The 1886-nt window shown below is 64.6% G+C and carries 2 protein-coding genes; one reads left to right on the forward strand and one right to left on the reverse strand.

Annotated elements, in window-relative coordinates; genetic code table 11:
• A partial coding sequence (locus EOA27_RS34495) for a zinc-binding dehydrogenase (RefSeq protein WP_145970758.1) occupies positions 1 to 514 on the forward strand: 514 nt, incomplete at its 5' end.
• A 165-nt stretch (positions 515 to 679) separates the two neighbouring features.
• On the opposite strand, the gene EOA27_RS34500 is transcribed toward EOA27_RS34495, so the two are convergent.
• Positions 680 to 1789, reverse strand: coding sequence for a TRAP transporter substrate-binding protein (locus tag EOA27_RS34500; RefSeq protein ID WP_126063122.1), 1110 nt, complete (start codon positions 1787 to 1789; stop codon positions 680 to 682).
• Positions 1790 to 1886 lie beyond the last annotated feature (97 nt).

A 1886-nucleotide genomic window follows, 5' to 3' on the forward strand; every position in this document is an offset into this window, starting at 1 on the left:
CCTGCTCGTCGTGCAACTGGCGAAGCTCGCCGGTGCTGCGACCATCATCCTGTCGACCAGGCAGGCCTCGCGCCGCGCGCTTGCCGAGGAGCTCGGCGCGACGGCAACGGTGGATCCAAGCGCCGGCGATCCGGTCGCAGCCATCGCCGGCCCGAATGGCCTGGCGCCCGGCGGCGTCGACATGGTGCTGGAGTGCGCTGGCGTGCGCGACACGGTCGAACAGTCGATGCGGATTGCCAAAGCCGGCGGCACGGTCGTGATCGTCGGCGTGGTGCCGCAAGGCATGAAGGTGGAGATCGAGCCGTTCGATCTTTTGTTTCGCGAATTGAAGGTGCTCGGCTCCTTCCTCAACCCGTTCACGCATGGCCGGGCGGCGCAGTTGATTGCCTCCGGGGCGATCGAGATCGATAGGCTGATCTCAAGGCAGGTCAGCTTGGAAGAGGCTCCAGACGTCATCGCCAATCCGCCGGCGCCGGGCGAGGTCAAGGTGCTGGTGGTGCCGGGACGAGGCTGAGACGCAGTTCTCCCTTCTCCCCTTGTGGGAGAAGGTGTCGCCGAAGGCGACGGATGAGGGGTGCTCCAGCTTGGCGCGGACGGCACTCCGTCCAACACCCCTCATCCGTCTCGGCGCTGCGCGCCGATCCACCTTCTCCCACAAGGGGAGAAGGTAAGGGCAAGCCTACAGCTTGCCGTTGCGCTGCTGCACCATCATGAAGGTGTCGTAATTATATTCGGCGACCTGGGCCCAGAGATAGTGCTCCTTGCGGAAGCCCTTGATCGATTCCCAGATCTTCTTGAACGGCGCGTTGTTGGCTTCCATTTCGGCATAGACTTCGTTGGCCTTTTCGAAGCAGGCCGCCAGGATTTCCTGGCTGAAAGGCGCCAGCTTGGCGCCGCCGGCCACCAGCCGCTTCACCGCCGCCGGATTGAGGAAGTCGTATTTCTGCAGCATGTTGGCGTCCGCCGCCTGGGCGGCGGTGTGCACCAGCGACTTGTAGGCCGGCGACAGCTCTTCGTATTTGGCCTTGTTGAAGAGCAGGTGCACGGTCGGGCCGCCTTCCCACCAGCCGGGATAGTAGTAATAGGGCGCGACCTTGTAGAAGCCGAGCTTCTCGTCGTCATAGGGGCCGACCCATTCGGCCGCATCGATCGTGCCCTTTTCCAGCGCCGGGTAGATGTCGCCGCCGGCGATCTGCTGCGGCACGACTCCGAGCTTCTGCACGACCTTGCCGGCAAAACCGCCGATGCGCATCTTCAGGCCGGACAGGTCGGCGACCGTGTTGATCTGCTTGCGGAACCAGCCGCCCATCTGCACGCCCGTGTTGCCGCCCGGCAGACCGAAAAGGCCCTGCGTGGCCAGGAATTCGTTGAACAGGTCGATGCCGCCGCCATGGTAGTGCCAGGCATTCATGCCGCGCGCATTGAGCGAGAACGGCACGGCCGCGCCCAGCGCCCAGGTGGGATCCTTGCCCCAGTAATAGTATGCCACCGTATGACAGGCTTCGACCGTGCCGGCTGCGGTGGCGTCCGCCGCCTGCAGACCGGGCACCAGTTCGCCGGAGGCGAAGACCTGGACCTGGAAATTGCCATCGGTCGCTTCCGACAGCATTTTCGAGAAGACCTCGGCGCCGCCATAGATCGTGTCGAGCGACTTGGGGAAGGACGACGCAAGCCGCCAGGTCACTTTCGGGTTGGACTGGGCGATGGCCGGCGCGGCGAGCGTCGCGGCCGCTGCCGCGGCGCCCACGCCGGACGCACCGGCCTTGCGGATGAATGAACGACGATCCATTAAGTTTCCTCCCTTGCGGATCAGCTGACCGATGCCGGGACATTCTCGGTGCCCGGACCGGTTGTCGAGAACCATACACGGGCAAGAAGTCGAGTCC

It is taken from the genome of Mesorhizobium sp. M2A.F.Ca.ET.037.01.1.1 (genome assembly GCF_003998075.1).
Lineage (GTDB): Bacteria > Pseudomonadota > Alphaproteobacteria > Rhizobiales > Rhizobiaceae > Mesorhizobium.

What these genes read in the sequence shown, in the direction of transcription:
- EOA27_RS34500 (WP_126063122.1), bottom strand. Translation starts at nt 1,789, where the DNA reads ATGGATCGTCGTTCATTCATCCGCAAGGCCGGTGCGTCCGGCGTGGGC.